The sequence below is a fragment of the Enterovirga sp. GCM10030262 genome, assembly GCF_042666435.1.
In the GTDB taxonomy this organism is placed as follows: Bacteria; Pseudomonadota; Alphaproteobacteria; order Sphingomonadales; family Sphingomonadaceae; genus Allosphingosinicella.
The window spans coordinates 329,366-345,734 of the sequence record NZ_JBHTDC010000002.1; the positions used below are offsets into that span (position 1 = coordinate 329,366).

Sequence of the window (16,369 nt, forward strand, 5' to 3'; positions counted from 1 at the left end):
GGACGTATATCCGTTCGGATATCTTTAGGAGAGGCGCGATGAAGATGCAGATCGGCCGCTGGGGCAATAGCCTGGCAGTGCGCCTGCCCAAGGCGCTCGTCGAACGCTTTCGTCTGAACGAGGGCGACGAGATTGATTCGGCCGCGATCGAAGCTGCGCTGGAAAAGGTTCGCGATGGGGACGTTCAGAAGCGTCGGGCGGAGGCCTTGCGGCGCATTGCCGAGCGTCGATATCCCATGCCTCCCGATTACAGGTTCGACCGAGAAGAGGCGAACGCGCGTTGACCGGTCGAGTGGGGCTGGCCACGATCGACACCAACGTCGCCGTCTACGCTCTTTTAAGGCAGGCGAAGGCCGAGACGGCTGCGGCGGCGCTTGGCGCTTCGGGCTTTCTGAGCGTTCAGGTGCTGAACGAATATGCCAATGTGGCGTCCCGTAAGTTGCGGCGAAACTGGCTGGAGATCGATGGCGACCTGGCGGCGCTCCGGGACGCGGTGCCGATGATCTTGCCGATTGACGACCGCACCAATGCCGAAGGCAGCCGCATTGCCGAACGCTATCGCCTTTCCTTCTACGACGCCCTGATGCTCGCCACCGCCTTGATCGGCGGCGCGCGCACCTTTTACAGCGAGGACCTGCAGGACAACCTGGTTATCGATGGCGTCCTGCGGGTGATCGACCCTTTCCGAAGCGGAGCAATGCTTCAATGACCCAATTCGACCTCAACGACGAGCAGCGCCAGATCCAGGAGATGGCGCGGGCGTTTACCGCCGATGCCATCACCCCCCACGCCGCGGAATGGGACGAGAAGCATATCTTTCCCCGCGACACGATCCGCTCGGCGGCGGAATTGGGCTTCGGCTCGATCTACGTGTCCGAAGAGAGTGGCGGGATCGGGCTTGGCCGGCTCGAGGCGGCGCTCATCATGGAGGCGATGGCTTATGGCTGCCCCTCCACCTCGGCCTTCATCTCGATCCACAATATGGCCGCCTGGATGATCGACCGGTTCGGCTCGGCCGGCGTGAAGGCGAAATATCTTCACTCGATGGTGACGATGGAGCGGATCGGCTCTTATTGCCTCACCGAGCCCTCCTCGGGCTCCGACGCGGCCGCGCTCAAGACCAAGGCGGTCAAGGACGGAGACCATTATGTCGTCTCCGGCTCCAAGGCGTTCATCTCGGGCGGCGGCGAGAATGAGGTTTACGTCACCATGGTCCGCACCGGGGGCGAGGGGCCGAAGGGCATTTCCTGCCTGGTCATCGAAAAGGACATGCCTGGTGTCAGCTTCGGCGCGCAGGAGAAGAAGCTCGGCTGGCATTCGCAGCCGACCGCGCAGGTGAATTTCGACGAGGTCCGCGTCCCCGCCGAGAATCTCGTCGGCGGCGAGGGCGAAGGGTTCCGGATCGCGATGATGGGCCTCGACGGGGGCCGGCTCAACATCGGCGCCTGTTCGCTCGGCGGGGCGCAACGCTGTCTCGACGAGGCGGTCTCTTACACAAAGGAGCGCAAGCAGTTCGGCAATCCCGTCGCCGAATTCCAGAACACGCAGTTCATGCTCGCCGACATGGAGACGGACCTTCAGGCCGCGCGGATGCTACTCTACGCGGCGGCGGTGAAGGTCACCGAGAATGCGCCGGACAAGACCCGGTTCGCGGCGATGGCGAAGCGGCTCGCCACCGACAGCGGATCGAGAATCGTCGATCAGGCGCTCCAGCTGCATGGCGGCTATGGCTATTTGCAGGATTATCCGGTCGAACGCTTCTGGCGCGACTTGCGCGTCCACTCGATCCTGGAAGGGACCAACCAGATCATGCGCGTCATTATCGCCCGCGACTTGCTGCGCCAGTGATGTCCGAATGGCAGTGTTCGCCGGGGAACGGGGCGGTATGAGCGAAGACGTCGTGACTGAAGTCGAAGGCAGGATCGGTCGCATCCGCCTCAACCGGCCCAAGGCGATTCACGCGCTGACGAGGGATATGTGCAGCGCGATGATTGCCGCGCTCGTCGCATGGCGCACCGACGATAATGTCCAGGCCGTAATGATCGACCATGCCGAGGGCCGCGGCTTTTGCGCCGGCGGCGACGTCCGGATGCTGGCGGAGAGCGGCGCATCGGACGGATCGGACGCGCGCGCTTTCTTCCACGAGGAATATCGCCTCAACCATCTGCTCTTCACCTACGCCAAGCCGATTGTGGCCTTCATGGACGGGATCACGATGGGCGGCGGCGTCGGTATCTCGCAGCCCGCGAAATATCGCGTCGCGACCGAGAATACCCGCTTCGCCATGCCCGAGACGGCGATCGGACTGTTTCCGGACGTCGGCGGCGGCTGGTATCTTTCGCGACTTTCGGGACGCGCGGGGCAGTTCCTGGCGCTGACCGGAGCCCGGCTCGACGGGGCCGAATGCCATTATCTCGGGCTCGCCACCCATTATGTGCCGCACGCGGCGCTGGATGAGGTGAAGGAGAGGATCGCCGAGCATCCCGACCGGATCGAGGGCATGCTCGGCAAGGCGAGCATCACGCCGCCGCACGCGAAGATCGCCGGCAACCTCGCCCGCATCAACAAGATTTTCGCGTCGGACCGGCTCGAGGACATTTTCGTGGCGCTGGAGAAAGACGGATCGGAATGGGCGGAAACGGAGCTCGCCACACTCCGCGCCAAGAGCCCGCAGGCGTGCAAGGTTTCGCTCCGCCTCCTCTCCGATGGCGCTAATATGGCCGATTTCGCCGACGAGATGCGGCAGGAATATGCGGTCGCCGCCCATGTCGTGCAGCGCCCCGATTTCGCCGAAGGCGTCCGCGCGCTGCTGATCGACAAGGACAATAGCCCACATTGGAACCCGGCGACGCCGGAAGGGGTCACCGACCACATGATCGACACGATTTTCGCGCCCATGCCGGACGGCGAGGAATGGACGCCGCTCAAGGCGTGAGGCGGCTTGCATCGTCATTCCAGCGAAAGCTGGAATCGCCCTTCCGGGGAGCGAGAGAAAGAAAAGAGATCCCGGCTTTCGCCGGGATGACGAGAGGTGAGAATGGCTGATTACGCAAACATCCTGGTCGAGCAGCGCGGGGCGGTGACGTTGATCACCTTGAACCGGCCGAAGGCGCTGAATGCGCTGAACACGGCGGTGCTGAAGGAGTTGATCCACGCCTTCGCCGCCTATGACGCCGACGACAGCCAGCATTGCGCGGTGCTGACCGGCAGCGAGAAGGCGTTCGCCGCCGGCGCCGACATCAAGGAGATGGAGAGCCAGGGCTTCGCCAGCATGTACGCTTCCAACTTCTTCCAGGGCTGGGAGAGGGTGACGGCGACGCGCAAGCCGTGGATCGCGGCGGTGGCCGGCTATGCGCTGGGCGGCGGTTGCGAGGTGGCGATGATGGCTGATTTCATCATCGCCGCCGACAATGCCCAGTTCGGCCAGCCCGAGATCAAATTGGGCGTCACGCCCGGCATGGGCGGATCGCAGCGCCTGACCCTCGCCGTCGGCAAGGCCAAGGCGATGGAGATGTGCCTGACCGGCCGCATGATGGGCGCGGAAGAAGCCGAACGCTCGGGCCTCGTGGCGCGCGTGATCCCCGCGGACCAGCTTCTGGACGAGGCGCTCAAGACGGCCGCGACGATCGCGTCGATGGGGCCGCTGGCGGCGATCGCGACCAAGGAGATGGTCAACGCCGCCTTCGAGATGTCGCTCGCCCAGGGCATCAATTTCGAGCGCCGCCTGTTCCACGGCCTGTTCGGCACCGAGGATCAGAAAGAAGGCATGGCCGCCTTCGTGGGCAAGCGGAAAGCCGAGTGGACGGGGCGGTAGCTCGCAACGGCTGACCCACCCCGTTCGGGCTGAGCCTGTCGAAGCCCTGCCCTTGATTTCTTCCGGGGCCAGGAGAAGGACAGCCCTTCGACAAGCTCAGGGTGAGCGGTGTTTCTTTAGCCTTATTTCGGAGTTCTCAGCATGGCACGCGTAGCATTTATCGGGCTCGGCAACATGGGCGGCGGCATGGCCGCGAACCTGGCGAAGGCGGGGCACGACGTGCGCGCCTTCGATCTTTCCGCCGAGGCACTCGACCGGGCGAAGAAGGCCGGGTGTCTTCCCGCCGAATCGACCGAGGCGGCCGTGGCCGAGGCCGAAGCGATCGTCACCATGCTGCCGGCCGGCAAGCACGTCCGCGACGTTTACGAGACCGGCATCATCGGCAAGGCGCCGCCGAGCGCGATCCTGATGGATTGCTCGACGATCGATGTCGTCACGGCGCGCGAGGAGGCCGAGAAAGCGCAGGCCAAGGGCTATCAAATGGTCGACGCCCCCGTATCGGGGGGCATCGCGGCCGCCGAGGCGGGGACGCTCACCTTCATGGTCGGCGGCACGAGGGAAGCCTTCGAGCGCGCCGAGCCCTTCCTCGACATCATGGGGAAAGCGGTGATCCATGCCGGCGGCGCGGGCGCGGGCCAAGCTGCCAAGATCTGCAACAACATGCTGCTCGGCGCGTCGATGGTGGCGACCTGCGAGACTTTCGTGCTCGCCCGGAAACTGGGACTCGATCCGCAGACCTTCTTCGACATTTCCAGCCAGGCGTCGGGCCAATGCTGGTCGATGACCAGCTATTGCCCCCTGCCCGGCGTCGGCCCGGAAACGCCGGCCGACCGCGACTATGATGGCGGCTTCGCGGCCGCCTTGATGCTGAAGGACCTCAGGCTGGCGATGGAGGCGGCGCGGAGCGTCGATTCCTACACCCCGATGGGCAGCGACGCCGAGGAACTCTACACACGCTTCGCCGAGAAACTAGGCGGTGGCGGCAAGGATTTCTCCGCCATCATCAAGATGATCGACGACAGCTGGCAGGCGGAAGGCGCCGTGCCTCCTCCCCCGCCGGGTGTGCAACTGCCCAAGTAACATCGTCCGGCTATTAACCGTCACCCCGGCGAAGGCCGGGATCTCGGCCACGGAAGGGCGCCTGCGTCGTTGCCTCGCTGAGACCCCGGTTCGCCGGGGTGACGTTAGGCAGCGCGAGAAAGTCGGACGCTGGTCCGCCGCTGCAAATCCTCAACGCAGCGTTGGGCCGTCCGCCCGTCCCAAAGGTCCGGCCGACGCCGCCGCGCGGGGGGTTCGGCTAGCGCCTGTTCCAGTTCGCCTGCCAAAGTCTCCGCCCGCACCAGCCGGTTGGTGCCTTCGCTGAGCGTGATCGGCCGCTCGGTATTCTCGCGCAATGTCAGACAGGGAATGCCGAGATAGGTGGTCTCTTCTTGGATGCCGCCGCTGTCGGTGATCGCCGCGGTCGCGCCGGTGACGAGGCTCATGAAGCGGACATAGGGGAGCGGCTCGACGAGCCTCACGCCGGCATGTTCCAGCATCGCGTCCAGGCCTCCGGCCCGCAAGCGCTGCGCCGTTCGGGGGTGAACCGGAAAGACGAGCGGAAGCCGCGTCTGCACCGCGATCAAGGCTTCGACGAGCCGCCGCAACTGCCCGGGATCATCCACGTTCGACGGCCTGTGGAGGGTGACCACGCCATAGCGACCGAGGCCCAGATCGCGCGCGGCATCGGCCGCTTCGATCGCGGGCCGGACAAGCTCGAAGCTGTCGAGCATGATATTGCCGACGCGGGTGATGCGCCCAGGCGCCACGCCCTCCGCCAAGAGATTTGCGTCGGCGTCGGGCGACGGGGTCCAGAGCACATCCGAGATCGCGTCGGTGACGAGTCGATTGATCTCCTCGGGCATGGCGCGGTCGCGGCTGCGCAGGCCCGCTTCTAAATGGACGACCGGGAAGCGAAGCTTGGCCGCGACCATCGCGCAGGCGGCGGTCGGGTTGACGTCGCCGACCACCACCAGCCAGTCCGGCCGGTCCAGCATCGCGATCTTCTCATAGCCTATCATCACGCCGCCGGTCTGCTCGGCATGGGAGCCGGAGCCGATGCCGAGATGGTGATCCGGCTCGGGCAGGCGCAGATCGGCGAAGATCGCGTCCGACATGTTGGCGTCGTAATGCTGGCCGGTGTGGATCAGCACCGGATCGAAATCCGGCGCCGCGACGAGCGCGTGCCAGAGCGGCGCGACCTTCATGAAATTCGGGCGTGCGGCCGCGACCAGATGAATCCGCTGGGTCATGGGCGCTTGATAAGGAGGAAGGCTTAAAAAGCCGTCAGTGAGGGCCGAGAACGTGGCCCAGGGCGGCCTTCCAGCCGGAGAGGCGCCGTTCGCGCTCCTCCTCCCCCATCCGGGGTTCGAACCGCTCCACCTGCCCGCGCATCGCCGCCGCTTCGGCGAGCGAGGCGAAACATCCGCACCCCACCCCCGCCAGCATCGCGGCGCCGAGGGCGGTCGTCTCGACGAAATGGGGGCGCTCGACCATGAGGTTGAGCATGTCCGCCAGGTCCTGCGCCAGCCAGTCGTTGGCGACCATGCCGCCGTCGACCTTCAGGCATTCCCAGGCCGCTCCGTCGGAAGCGAAGGCGGCCATCAGGTCGCTCGTCTGGTGCGCCATCGCCTCCAGCGCGGCGCGCACGATATGCGCCCGGCCGGTCGAGAAATTGAGGCCGGAAATGGCGGCGCGGGCGGAAGGGCGCCAGTACGGCGCGCCGAGGCCGGCCAGAGCGGGTACGAGCTGGACCCCGCCATTGTCGGGCACCGAGCGCGCCAGCGCCTCGCTCTCGGCGGCGGAGGAAAGCAGCCCGAGATCGTCGCGCAGCCACTGGATCAGGCTGCCGGCGACGAACACCGAGCCTTCCAGCGCGTAGGCGCGCGCGCCGCCAAGCTGCCAGGCGATGGTCGAGAGCAGGCGATGGCGGGAGACGGGCCGGTCCGCGCCGGTGTGGGTGAGGACGAAGGCGCCGGTGCCGTAGGTCGCCTTGGTGTCGCCGGGATTCGTGCAAGCCTGGCCGATGGCCGCCGCCTGCTGGTCGCCGGCCATGCCGCAAATCGGGATCGGCGCGCCGAACAGAATCGTCTCGCCGAAGCGGCCGGCGCAGTCGACGATCTCCGGCAAAGCGGCGCGCGGGACGCCGAACAGGTCGATCAGCCCGTCGTCCCAGCGGCCGCTGTCGATATCCATCAATGCCGTGCGCGACGCGTTGGTGGCGTCGGAGACGTGAAGCCCGCCGGTGAGGCGGTGGACGAGCCAGCTCTCGACCGTCCCCACCGCCAGATCGTCGCCCACCGCGCGGAGCTGTGGCCAATGGTCCATCGCCCAGGCGATCTTGGTGGCGCTGAAATAGGGGTCGAGGAGAAGGCCGGTCGTCGCTTGCAGCGCCGCCTCGTGCCCTGCCTCCTTGAGGGCGCCGCAGAACTCGGCGGTGCGGCGGTCCTGCCAGACGATGGCCGGGGCGAGCGCCCTGCCCGTCCGCTTCGACCAGAAGACGATCGTCTCGCGCTGGTTGGTGATGCCGATGGCCGCGATCCGCCCGGCGCCCCCCGCCTGGGCGACCATGGCGGCGGCCGCGGCGCGGCTCAGGCTCCAGATCTGCTCGGCGTCATGCTCGACCAGGCCGGGCGCCGGATAATGCTGGGTCAGGTCGCGCTGCTCGGAGCCGAGGCAGGTCCCGTCCGCCGCGAACAGCATCGCGCGGGTGCTGGTGGTGCCGGCGTCGATGACGAGCAGCATATCGCCCAAGACTTTCCCCCGTCACCCCAGCGAAGGCTGGGGTCCAGACGGTGTTGGTGACACGAAGGCCGTCTGGATTCCAGCTTTCGCTGGAATGACGTAGGGGAGCAAGATGGACAGCTTCGATCTCCTCATCGTCGGCGGCGGCATCAATGGCGCAGCCATCGCCCGCGACGCCGCAATCCGGGGAGCGAAGACTTTGCTCGTCGAAAGGGACGACCTCGGCCAGCATACCAGCTCGGCGTCGTCGAAGCTGATCCACGGCGGGCTGCGCTATCTCGAGCAATATGAATTCCGTCTCGTCCGCGAGGCGCTGAAGGAGCGCGAGATATTGCTCAGGACGGCGCCGCACATCGTCCGGCCACTGCGCTTCGTGCTGCCCGATGGCGAGGCGATGCGGCCCTGGTGGATGCTCCGCGCCGGGCTCCTCCTCTACGACCTCCTCGCCTCGGGCGGCAGCCTGCCGCGTTCGCGCGGTGTCGGGCGCCGTGATGCGGCGCGGGGCGGGCTGGCGAACCGGGCGACACGCCTCGCGGCCTATTGGGACGCGTCGGTGGACGATGCCCGGCTCGTCATCCTCAACGCCGTCGACGCGGCCGAGCGCGGCGCCGAGATCACGACCCGCACCGAATTTCTGTCGGCGGCGCGGGAGGGAGACGTCTGGCGGGCGTCGCTGTCGGGCGGCCGCGTCGTGACCGCCCGGGCGATCGTCAATGCGGCCGGGCCGTGGGTCGCCGAAGTGCTGCGCGGCCGGCTCTCCGAGACCAGCCGCGCCAAGGTCCGCCTGGTCAAGGGGAGCCACATCGTCGTCCCGCGCCTGTTTGACGGCGAGCATGCCTTCATCCTCCAGCAACCGGACGGCCGCATCGTCTTCGCCATTCCCTATGAGGGCCGCTTCACCCTGATCGGGACGACCGACGTGCCGGTCGAAGCGCCCGAGGATGCCGTCATCGCGGCGGCGGAGGTCGACTATCTGTGCGCGGCGGCCAACCTTTACTTAAGCGAGCCAATCGCGCCGGCGGATGTCGTGTGGAGCTATTCGGGGGTGCGCTCGCTCTACGACGACGGCGAGGCCGATCCCAAGGCGGTGACTCGCGATTATCGGCTGGAGCTGGACGACGATCCGGGCGCGAAACTGCTCTCGGTGTTCGGCGGCAAGGTCACGACCGCCCGCGCGCTGGCCGAGGAAGCGCTCGACAGGCTCGGCGTGGAGGGTCGAAGATCGACCGGCTGGGTCGCGCTCCCCGGCGGCGACATCACGCCCGCGTTCCACGAGCATCTGGCGGATCTCGCCCAGTGGATGCCGGCGCCATTGCTCGCGCGCCTGGCCCGCTCCTACGGCACGCGGCTGCGCGACCTGATCGATGGCGCGTCGTCGCTGGACGGGCTCGGCCGACATTTCGGCGCCGGCCTCCACGAGGCCGAGATCCGCTATCTCACCGACCGCGAATTCGCCCGCACCGCCGAGGATATCCTCTGGCGCCGGACCAAGCTCGGCCTCCACATGACCGCCGGCGAGCGCGAAACCGTCGCCGATCGCCTCGCGGGAACGTGTCCGCCCCGAAACGGTTGAGCCGCCATGGAATTGCCGGCGAATCAAGCGGCCGCCGAGGCTGGCCAGGGGAAGACGGTGATCGGATGGGCGCTGGACCGTGAGCAGCGCAAGGAGCTGCTCCAGCAATTTCCGCCCAAATTTGACAATGTCGTGGCCGATCATGTGACACTCGCGGCCAAGGCGAAGCAGGACGCGGCGCTGCCTTGCGAGAGGCTCGGCGAGATCGTCGGCCGGGTCGACGACGGCGAGGGTGTCGAGGCGCTGGTGGTCGCCATCGACGACAGTACCGACCGGCCGGACGGCAGCATTTATCACATCACCTGGTCGCTCGGCGAAGGGCGGCGGGCGAGGGAGAGCAACAACGTGATCGCCCGCCTCGGTTGGACGGCGATCGACCTGCCCATGCCGGTCAGGCTCATCCCGAGCCGCTGGCCGTGAACCGCCGGCTCTTTCTCGACTGCGACGGCGTGCTCGCCGATTTCGATCGGGGCGCGCAGGCGATCCTGGGAATGAGCCCGAGGGCATTCGAGCAGCGCTTCAATATCGGCAGGATGTGGGCCAAGCTGGCCGGAGCTCCGGATTTCTACGGCACCTTGCCGCTGATGCCCGGCGCCATCGAACTGTTCGAGGCGGTCAGGCATCTCGATCCGGTCATCCTCACCGGCCTGCCGCGCGGCAATTGGGCGGCGGAGCAGAAGATACGCTGGGCGGCGGCGCATTTCCCCGGCACCCCCATCATCACCTGCATGGCGGTCAACAAGCGCAACCATTGCCAGGAAGGCGACGTGCTGGTCGACGACACGCTGAAGCACCGGCACCTGTGGGAAGAGGCCGGCGGCATCTTCATCCACCACCGGGACGTGGCCGAGACGCTCAGTTCGCTGGACCGTTTCTTTCCGCTCCACTCGAACGCCTGAAGCGGTGCTGCCAGCCTTGCTCGCGTGGAGGCCCGATCCTCGCGCGGCGCGCCGAGCCTTTGCGCTTGAGGGCGGCGCGGACGCGCGATAGGCGCCGTCGGGTCAATCGGCGGAGAGCAGATGAACCCCACGGCCACGATCCTCCTCCTGGGCTCGGGCGAGCTCGGCAAGGAATTCACCATATCCGCCAAGCGGCTCGGCTGCCGCGTCGTCGCCTGCGACAGCTATCAAGGCGCGCCGGCGATGCAGGTGGCGGATGCCGCCGAAATCTTCTCCATGCTCGACGGCGACCGGCTGCGCGAGGCCGTGGCGCGACACCAGCCGGATTTCGTGGTGCCGGAGATCGAGGCCATCCGCACCAAGGTGCTGGCCGAGATCGAGGCCGCGGGGACGATTGTCGTTCCCTCCGCCCGCGCGGCCCGGATGACGATGAACCGGGACGCCATACGCGAGCTCGCGGCGGGCCCGCTCGGCCTTCGCACCTCGCGCTTCCGCTTCGCCGAAAGCCTGGACGAGGTGAAGGCGGGCGCGGAGCACACCGGCTTTCCCTGCATCATCAAGCCGGTCATGTCCTCCTCGGGCAAGGGCCAGAGCACCGTCGAGGATGAAGCCGGGCTCGAACAAGCGTGGGACTATGCCGTCGCCAACATGCGCGGCGACCGGGCGCGGGTGATCGTCGAGGAATTCATCCACTTCGATTATGAGATCACCCTGCTCACGATCCGCACCCGAGACGGCGTGCTCTTCTGTCCGCCGATCGGCCACCGGCAGGAGCGCGGCGACTATATGGAGAGCTGGCAGCCCGCCGCCATGTCGGCCGCAGCACTGGCGGAGGCGCAGGACATGGCGCGCAAGGTAGTCGACGATCTGGGCGGCCATGGCATCTTCGGTGTCGAATTCTTCGTGGCGGGCGACGAGGTCATCTTCTCCGAGCTGTCGCCGCGGCCTCACGACACGGGCATGGTGACGTTGATCTCGCAAAACCTTTCGGAATTCGACCTCCATGTCCGCGCCATCCTGGGCCTGCCGATCCCCGAAATCGCGCTCCGCCATCCGGCCGGCGCCTCGGCCGTGATCCTCGCCTCCCGCGCGTCGGAGGATTTCGCGATCAGCGGCCTCGCCGAGGCGCTCGCGCTCGGTGGCGCCGGCCGGGAGGTGGACGTCCGCATCTTCGGCAAGCCGACGACACGCCCTTATCGTCGCATGGCCGTGGCGCTGGCGTCGGGGGAGACGACGGACGAGGCCCGCCGGCTCGCCGCCGACGCGGCCGCTCGCGTCACCTTCGACTATCGCGATTAATCGTCCTCGATCCTTTCGATGTGGAAGACCGCCGGCGGCGCCTTGCCCGCCTCAACCTCCGCCATCAGCGTCCGCGCCGCCTCCCGCAGGCGCGTCGAATGCGGCTCGTTGACCACCGGCGCCAGTAGCGCCTTGGCCATTTCGAAATCGCCATGGAGCGCCTGTTGGTGAGCGGCGTTGAGCCGGATCAGGCTCACCTGCGGCGCGAGCTGCGCCGCGAGCAGCAGGATGTTGCCGACATTCTCGCCGGCGAACGCCGGGTCCGCCGAAAAGCTTTCGGCATAACGGATGAGGGCGGGATAGAAATTCTCGTCGGCTTTGTGCGCCCGCGCGAGCCAGGGTCGTGCCTTGGCGAAATGCTCGGCGCGGGCGGCGCTGTCGGCGCGGCCGGCATGAATGTGAGCGAGTCCTCGCAGATAGAGCGCGTCACGATCGTCCGGCCGCAGCTTCAGGAGCCTGTCGAGCAGCGCCTCGGCCCGCGCCCGGTCGCCATAAAGGAGCTCGGCCCGGATCAGCGCCTCCATCGCGGCGGGATCGTCGGGATGATCCTCGACCGCGTCGCGCACGCGGGGAAGAACCGGATAGGAACCCCAATCGGCGAGGCCCAGGCTGAGGCCGGCCGAATAGAGCAGAAGGTCGTCTTCCGACGGTGGCAGCCGACGCACCGAGATCGCCACCGGATCGGCGCGGCTGGCGCGCGGAATACGGGTGAAGGTCATGTCGTTGCCGTAGCCGCGCAGAATGCGCGTGAAATCGACGGCGTCCATCTCGAACACGGTTCGGAAGCTCGCCTTGGGATCCTCGCCTTCCGCGAACCCCCGCAAATAACGCTGCAGCAAGGCCCGGCGCTCGGGATCGCGCATCAGATAATGGACCATCAGCCAGCTCTGGGCGTAGAAGAGCGAGCCGCCCGCCGAGGCGCTGTCGCGGGTGAGCATGTTGTCGAGGGAATACCAGTTGGCGCGCAGCCAGGTCGCCCGAATGCGATTGTCACGCCCCACATCGACGTGGGTGTCGGTGAATTCCACCGTCGCGAGATATTCCGCGAAGCCTTCGATATACCAGGTGGGATAATTGGCGGGAAAATGCTGCAGCATGAAATGGTGCGCATATTCGTGGAACAGGGTGTCGGCGGCCCAGCCCAATCCATAATCCTTGCGGATCGCGAACGCGGCGACGCCTTCCGAGGTTGCGAGGTAGAAGCCGCCCATCCCGCCGCCGACGTTGCGCACCTTGCGAAGCTCTTTCGAGGAAGATGCCAGGTAGATCCTCAGCTTACTCGGCGACGACGGGTCGTCGACTCCGGTCAGGTCCGCGAGCAGCTCGTGGAAATCCTCGAGTAGGCGGACGTTCGATCGGAGCTCCTGCTCCTTGCCGTCGCTATAGACGAGGAAATGCGGGCTTTCCGCCTCCAACCAGGCGGCCGATGCGGGCGCCGCGAACAACAAAGCCATCACGGGCATCATCAGACGCGCTACGATCCCCATTCCGCTCTTCCCCTTCAAGCCATTGATTGTAAACGCTGCAGCGCGTCGATCAAGGGCGGGACGGGATTCGGGCGGGCTGGCGGGCCCTAGATCAGCCCCGCGAGCGGGCTCGACGGATCGGCGTAGCGGCGCTTGCCCATGCGGCCGGCGCGGTAAGCGAGGCGCCCGGATTCGACCGCGGCCTTCATCGCCCGGGCCATCAGGATGGGATCTTTCGCCTCGGCTATCGCGGTGTTCATGAGCACGCCGTCGCAGCCCAACTCCATCGCCACCGCGGCGTCGGAGGCGGTGCCGACACCGGCGTCGACCAGCACGGGCACCGACGCATTCTCCACGATCAGGCGGATCATCACCCGATTCTGCAAGCCGAGGCCGGAGCCGATCGGCGCGCCCAGGGGCATGATCGCGACCGCGCCGGCATCCTCCAGCTTCTTCGCCGCGATCGGATCGTCGGCGCAATAGACCATCGGCTCGAACCCTTCCTTGGCGAGAATCTCCGTCGCGCGCAGGGTCTCGATCATGTCCGGGTAGAGCGTCTTCGCCTCGCCCAGCACTTCGAGCTTCACCAAAGTCCAGCCGCCCGCCTCGCGCGCCAGGCGCAGCGTCCGGATGGCTTCCTCGGCGGTGAAGCAGCCGGCCGTGTTGGGGAGGTAGGTCGTCGTCGCGGGATCGATGAAGTCGGTCAGCATCGGCTGCTTGGGATCGGCGATATTGACGCGCCGCACCGCGACCGTGACGATCTCCGCGCCCGATGCCGCGACCGCGGCGGCATTCTGCTCGAAGCTCTTATACTTGCCGGTGCCGACGATCAGGCGCGAGCGGAAGGCGCGGCCCGCGACGGTCCAGCGGTCGTCCATGTCGTTGTCGGATGCGTTCGCGCTCGTCTTTTCGTTCATGGGGCAGGCCTATAGCGGCCAAGCCGGACAGGGGGAACCGCCTCCGTCCTTGCAACGAAAAGCCCGCCCGGAAGCGCGAAGGCTCCCGGACGGGCGTTTCCTTTCTCGCGACGGCTCAGCCGAAGACGAAGTCGCTGGCGGTCAGCGTGTCGACATTCTCGAACGTGCCGATGAGCAGCGCCTCATGCTCGGCGCCGGTGCCGTCCTGGTCGAAGAACAGGCGATCGGTAACGCGGTCGAACAGCAGCTGCGGCCCGGCGACGGTCGGCGACGGATTGTTGCCCGAGATGATGCTGAAGTCCGGCGCTTCCTCGAGGCCGAGGAATTCCAGGGAAATCTGGATCTTGTCCTCGCCCCGGGTGAAGTCGGTGAAGATGTCGCCGAACCACGCGCCGTGCAGCGTCTGGTCGGAAACGTCGAATATGTCGCGGCCGGCGCCGCCGGTGAAGGTGTCCGAACCCTCGCCGCCGTGCAGATAATCGTTGCCGGCGCGGCCATCGAGCACGTCGTCGCCGTCGCTGCCGAAGAAGCGGTTGGCGGCGGCGTCGCCGAACAGGAAATCATCCTCCTCGGAACCGATGAACGTTTCCACCAGGCGGAACTTGTCGCCCAGGATCAGGCCGTCGTTGAGCGTCTGGTCGGCGAGATCGAGGAAGGCGGACAGGTCGCCTTCATTGGTGAAGTCGGCGGTGTCGCGGTCGGCGCCGCCGTCGAACGAGTCGGCGTCGGCATTGGATTCGCTCAGCTGGAACACATCGTCCCCGGCGTCGCCGAACAGGCGGTCGCGGCCGACGCTGTCGGTCAGCACGTCGTTGCCGTCCTGGCCGCGGACCAGGTCGTTGCCGGCATCGCCGTCGATATGGTCGTCGCCGGCGCCGCCGTAGAGCTGGTCCGACTGGCCGCCGCCGTGGAGGCTGTCGGCGTTCGCGCCGCCGGTCACGATGTCGCGCGCCGCGCCGCCGAAGAAGTTCAGGGTCTCGAAATTCCGGATCGAGCCACCGCTGGCGAGGTCGATCAGCGCCGAGGAGAAGACGAAATTCTCGGCGATCCGGCTGGCGGTGAAATCGAGCTGGATGGTGTCGCTCTGCGCGCCGCCATCGGCGATGTCCTTGACGCCGATCTCGATGAAGTCATCGCCGTTATTGCCCATGATAGTATCGATTTCGGCCGTGCGGTCGCCCCGGCCGTCGGAGCTGAAGACGTTCGAGACGAGGGTGTCGTTGCCGTTGCCGCCGGTGATCCGGTCGGCGCCCGTGCCGCCTTGGACGAGATCCTCGCCCGAACCCCCGTTCATGACGTCGTTGCCGGCGTCGCCGGTGAGGAAGTCCGCGTCATTGCCGCCGTGCAGCGTGTCGTTGCCTTCACCGCCCTGGAGGAAGTCAAAGCCGTCGAGCCCGCTCAGCGTGTCGTTGCCCTTGCCGCCGAAGAGCGAGTCGGCGAGCAGGTAGCCGGTGATCACGTCGTCGCCGCTGCCGGCGAAGATCTGATATTGCTCGATCCCGGTGAGCGAGAAGGCGGTTCCGAACTGGTTGGTCTCGATCGGGTCCTTGCCCGAGAAACGGATTGCCGCGGTCTGCGAACTGAGGCTGAGGAAGAGGGTATCGACGCCCGAGCCGCCGTCGATCACGTCGCCGATCGTCTCGGCCATCGAGAAAGCGAGGATCGTGTCGTCGCCCGCGCCGCCATTGATGGTGTCCCGACCGGCGCCGCCGGTCAGCGAATCCGCGCCGGTGCCGCCGTCCAGCAGGTCGTTGCCGGCATCGCCCTGGAGCGTGTCGCGATTCTCGCCGCCATAGAGCTTGTCGTTGCCGAGGCCACCGAAGATCAGGTCGGCGCCATAGCCGCCGTTCACGATGTCGTTGCCGCCCTGGGCGAAAATCGTGTCGGACGCGTAGCCGCTGGTGATGGTCTCGTCGGTGTCGTTGCCGAAAATCGGATCAGGCATCTTGTTACCCCTTGATTGTGTTGTGGTTGTTCCGGGGGCGGCCAGTGGAAGGGGGCGCGGAAATCGGCGAGGGGGCATCGACCAAGCTCAAACCGGGTTCGACAAAGAGGGCGCGCGCGCGACGAAGGCGGCGTTTCGTCCGACCAATTGTGCAGGAGGTATATAGGACTTGTTCAGGGACAGCGCGAGCGGGTCAGGGTCGAGCCCTGGCCGGTGACGGTGAGGCTGGCGCCGTCCGGAGACAGGCTGAGACGGCGCTCGTCGGTCCATGTTTCGCCCTCGCCCCGATATTCGGCGGTGACGTCGACCACCTGCTCGCTCTCGATCTCCACGCGGCGGACCATACCGATGCTCTCGTAGAAGGTCAGGCGGGCCGCATCGATTCGGAGGCGCGTTTCGCTGAGGCCGGTGCCGCAGGCGGAAAGGTCGGCATTCCATTCGCCGTGAAAGCGGGCGGGAATGATCGCCGCGGCCTCGGGGTCGGACTTTGCTTCATCGTCGACCGCTGGCGGCGGCACGTCGCTCCGCGAAGCGGCAGCGTCCTCGCCGGCGACGTCTCCGACCACGACGGTGTCTGTCCCCTCACCCGGCGCTCCCCCCTCCGCCGAACAGGCGGCAAGAATCAGGGCCGCCAGCAGCGGCGCGGCGGTCGACAGGTGACGCATGGAGATAC

16 protein-coding genes are annotated in these 16,369 nt (G+C 66.9%); 10 read left to right on the top strand and 6 right to left on the bottom strand.

From position 1 onward, the window contains the following. The first annotated feature begins 38 nt into the window (after nucleotides 1-38). From ACFQRC_RS10770 to mmsB, 6 genes are all read left to right on the top strand, one after another. Nucleotides 39-284, top strand: a complete 246-nt coding sequence (locus ACFQRC_RS10770) for an AbrB/MazE/SpoVT family DNA-binding domain-containing protein (RefSeq protein ID WP_379961048.1) — start codon at nucleotides 39-41, stop codon at nucleotides 282-284. Then, nucleotides 281-709, top strand: a complete 429-nt coding sequence (locus ACFQRC_RS10775) for a PIN domain-containing protein (RefSeq protein WP_379961050.1) — start codon at nucleotides 281-283, stop codon at nucleotides 707-709. The genes ACFQRC_RS10770 and ACFQRC_RS10775 overlap by 4 nt, the downstream gene beginning before the upstream one ends. Further along, complete coding sequence (locus ACFQRC_RS10780) at nucleotides 706-1,848, top strand: acyl-CoA dehydrogenase family protein (protein WP_379961052.1); 1,143 nt, start codon at nucleotides 706-708, stop codon at nucleotides 1,846-1,848. Before ACFQRC_RS10775 ends, ACFQRC_RS10780 begins: the two co-directional genes overlap by 4 nt. Before the next feature lie 37 nt (nucleotides 1,849-1,885). Then, nucleotides 1,886-2,935, top strand: coding sequence for an enoyl-CoA hydratase/isomerase family protein (locus tag ACFQRC_RS10785; RefSeq protein WP_379961054.1), 1,050 nt, complete (start codon nucleotides 1,886-1,888; stop codon nucleotides 2,933-2,935). A gap of 102 nt (nucleotides 2,936-3,037) precedes the next feature. After that, complete coding sequence (locus tag ACFQRC_RS10790; RefSeq protein WP_379961056.1) at nucleotides 3,038-3,814, top strand: enoyl-CoA hydratase; 777 nt, start codon at nucleotides 3,038-3,040, stop codon at nucleotides 3,812-3,814. A gap of 141 nt (nucleotides 3,815-3,955) precedes the next feature. Further along, nucleotides 3,956-4,894, top strand: a complete 939-nt coding sequence (gene mmsB / locus ACFQRC_RS10795; RefSeq protein ID WP_379961058.1) for a 3-hydroxyisobutyrate dehydrogenase — start codon at nucleotides 3,956-3,958, stop codon at nucleotides 4,892-4,894. A 104-nt stretch (nucleotides 4,895-4,998) separates the two neighbouring features. On the opposite strand, the gene wecB is transcribed toward mmsB, so the two are convergent. Both wecB and ACFQRC_RS10805 read right to left on the bottom strand, forming a co-directional pair. Beyond that, nucleotides 4,999-6,105, bottom strand: a complete 1,107-nt coding sequence (gene wecB / locus ACFQRC_RS10800; RefSeq protein WP_379961060.1) for a non-hydrolyzing UDP-N-acetylglucosamine 2-epimerase — start codon at nucleotides 6,103-6,105, stop codon at nucleotides 4,999-5,001. 34 nt (nucleotides 6,106-6,139) lie between these two features. Then, complete coding sequence (locus tag ACFQRC_RS10805; protein WP_379961062.1) at nucleotides 6,140-7,606, bottom strand: FGGY family carbohydrate kinase; 1,467 nt, start codon at nucleotides 7,604-7,606, stop codon at nucleotides 6,140-6,142. A 103-nt stretch (nucleotides 7,607-7,709) separates the two neighbouring features. Between ACFQRC_RS10805 and glpD the strand changes: the two genes are divergently transcribed. From glpD to purT, 4 genes are all read left to right on the top strand, one after another. Next, entirely contained in the window at nucleotides 7,710-9,170 is a 1,461-nt protein-coding gene (glpD, locus tag ACFQRC_RS10810) for a glycerol-3-phosphate dehydrogenase (protein WP_379961064.1), read from the top strand. Nucleotides 9,171-9,176: 6 nt separating this feature from the next. Then, nucleotides 9,177-9,590, top strand: a complete 414-nt coding sequence (locus ACFQRC_RS10815) for a hypothetical protein (RefSeq protein WP_379961066.1) — start codon at nucleotides 9,177-9,179, stop codon at nucleotides 9,588-9,590. Next, entirely contained in the window at nucleotides 9,587-10,069 is a 483-nt protein-coding gene (locus ACFQRC_RS10820) for a hypothetical protein (protein WP_379961068.1), read from the top strand. Before ACFQRC_RS10815 ends, ACFQRC_RS10820 begins: the two co-directional genes overlap by 4 nt. A gap of 120 nt (nucleotides 10,070-10,189) precedes the next feature. Then, nucleotides 10,190-11,368, top strand: coding sequence for a formate-dependent phosphoribosylglycinamide formyltransferase (purT, locus tag ACFQRC_RS10825; protein ID WP_379961070.1), 1,179 nt, complete (start codon nucleotides 10,190-10,192; stop codon nucleotides 11,366-11,368). Here the strand turns inward: purT and ACFQRC_RS10830 are convergent. The 4 genes from ACFQRC_RS10830 to ACFQRC_RS10845 form a co-directional block, all read right to left on the bottom strand. Further along, nucleotides 11,365-12,855 carry a hypothetical protein gene (locus ACFQRC_RS10830; RefSeq protein WP_379961072.1) on the bottom strand — a complete coding sequence of 497 codons (1,491 nt, stop codon included), beginning with the start codon at nucleotides 12,853-12,855 and terminating at the stop codon, nucleotides 11,365-11,367. The genes purT and ACFQRC_RS10830 overlap by 4 nt on opposite strands. An 86-nt stretch (nucleotides 12,856-12,941) precedes the next feature. Then, complete coding sequence (locus ACFQRC_RS10835) at nucleotides 12,942-13,751, bottom strand: thiazole synthase (protein WP_379961074.1); 810 nt, start codon at nucleotides 13,749-13,751, stop codon at nucleotides 12,942-12,944. Between the two features lie 115 nt (nucleotides 13,752-13,866). Continuing rightward, nucleotides 13,867-15,696 (bottom strand): calcium-binding protein, encoded by a 1,830-nt coding sequence (locus tag ACFQRC_RS10840; RefSeq protein WP_379961076.1) that lies wholly within the window; start codon nucleotides 15,694-15,696, stop codon nucleotides 13,867-13,869. Between the two features lie 173 nt (nucleotides 15,697-15,869). Beyond that, nucleotides 15,870-16,361, bottom strand: a complete 492-nt coding sequence (locus ACFQRC_RS10845) for a hypothetical protein (protein ID WP_379961078.1) — start codon at nucleotides 16,359-16,361, stop codon at nucleotides 15,870-15,872. Nucleotides 16,362-16,369 lie beyond the last annotated feature (8 nt).